General features: G+C 45.6%; 2 protein-coding genes. Both read right to left on the bottom strand.

Translation table 11 applies throughout. The features are described from left to right. Positions 1 to 32: 32 nt before the first annotated feature. A complete protein-coding gene (locus DZK30_RS25555) occupies positions 33 to 968 on the bottom strand; it encodes an ISAon1 family transposase (protein WP_118977026.1) in 936 nt (311 codons plus the stop codon). A gap of 40 nt (positions 969 to 1,008) precedes the next feature. Then, on the bottom strand, positions 1,009 to 1,362 hold the full coding sequence (locus tag DZK30_RS25550; RefSeq protein ID WP_118977025.1) for an ISAon1 family transposase N-terminal region protein: 354 nt from the start codon (positions 1,360 to 1,362) through the stop codon (positions 1,009 to 1,011). Between the last annotated feature and the right edge of the window lie 67 nt (positions 1,363 to 1,429).

Here is a 1,429-nt window from a genome sequence, read left to right as displayed (position 1 = left end):
GGATCAAGCGGAAAAGTTGGGGGGCGTATAAATTAGGCGTATATATTAGCGAGCCTGAATAGGAAGAAGGGGATATCCCTTACTCCTCTGGAAGAAGACCGGAAAGATTTTAATTTGGCATTGAAAGATTCTGCAGAAGCATTGGCACTTCTGTTATTGAAGAAATTGAGTATACTTAGATAGTGGGTTTCTACCGTTCTGACTACTGTTTTGAAAGAGGATATCGAGGAGGCTTCCACTTCGTTAAACCAAAGAGCCAGCTTTTTGAAAGCCTCTTCCTTGGTTCTGCACGTACGGTAAATAATGCCAAGCTTTAGGGAAAGGTAATAGGCTTCCCTGAGCCTGGGAAAGCGTTCGAAAAGCAGACTGGCTCTGAGCTTCTGGCTGGAGGTCCATCGGTCCTTATGCTTAAATAACAAATAGCGGCTCCTGGCCAATAGTTGCTTTAGCGTATCTCCATTTTCTAATATACCCGGTACAAACGTTTCCCCTTTCCCCTTTGCCGTTTTTATGGCTTCATTTTCCTCATCCAATGCCTCCCAACGGTATTGGATACGCAGTTCCTGGACAGCATCGCAGGCCAGGCGCTGTACATGGAAGCGGTCTGTTACCCGGTGGGCTTTACGGAAGCACCTTTCAACGGCAAGGTTCATACTTGGGGCCATATCCAGGGTCACTTCTTCCACCTGGTTACGTAAGCGCTCCGGGATCTTCTTTAGTACTTCAATAATATTTTCGGCCTGCGTACCCCTGATCATGGCTACCAATGCACCCTTCTGCCCCTTGGCTGCCTTGTTGGTCACAATGGTGTACAACTCGTCATTGGAAAGGCTCGTTTCGTCTATGCTCAGATGCCTGCCGATATTTTGGGGGTAAAGTATCCACTCTGCAGCATGTTCTTGCTGGTCCCAATGCCGGTAATTGCTGATATGATGCTTGTATTGCTCCTGCAATTGCTTGCCATCCAAATGAAAATATTTACCAAGCTGAAAGCAACTGATAGGGTTATTATCCAAGAGCTCCTTTTAAAAAAAGCGCAAAATCTTTAGTGATCCGCGTTCCCTGGCTAAGCAAGCTCCAGTCCCGTTGTATGATCTCGCCGGTAGTGATATTTTCCCAGCGACGTTTTTTAATGCAGAGCAGTACTTTCTTGCCGCGCAACGGAAAGTCGGTTACCCGTATCTCTGCATGAAAACCTTTGGAATGGATACCGGAAGCACGATGCTCCATAGGAATAATATTCTTTTCCTCAAGATAAAGACATAATACGCCTTCTTCTTTGCTCACAGAAGTCAACTCGAAAAAATCGGGTAACCCTTCAGGCAGGGTCAGGCTAATTAACTCTAAATAGGGATTGGACAAAACGTTTGGATTTTAGACGCAAAGCAAGTCCTTTTTTTGAAATCCCCCAGATATTCCGCTTGATCCA

This window comes from Taibaiella koreensis, from assembly GCF_003545715.1.
Classification (GTDB): domain Bacteria; phylum Bacteroidota; class Bacteroidia; order Chitinophagales; family Chitinophagaceae; genus Taibaiella; species Taibaiella koreensis.
This window is presented reverse-complemented; position numbering and strand designations above follow the sequence as displayed.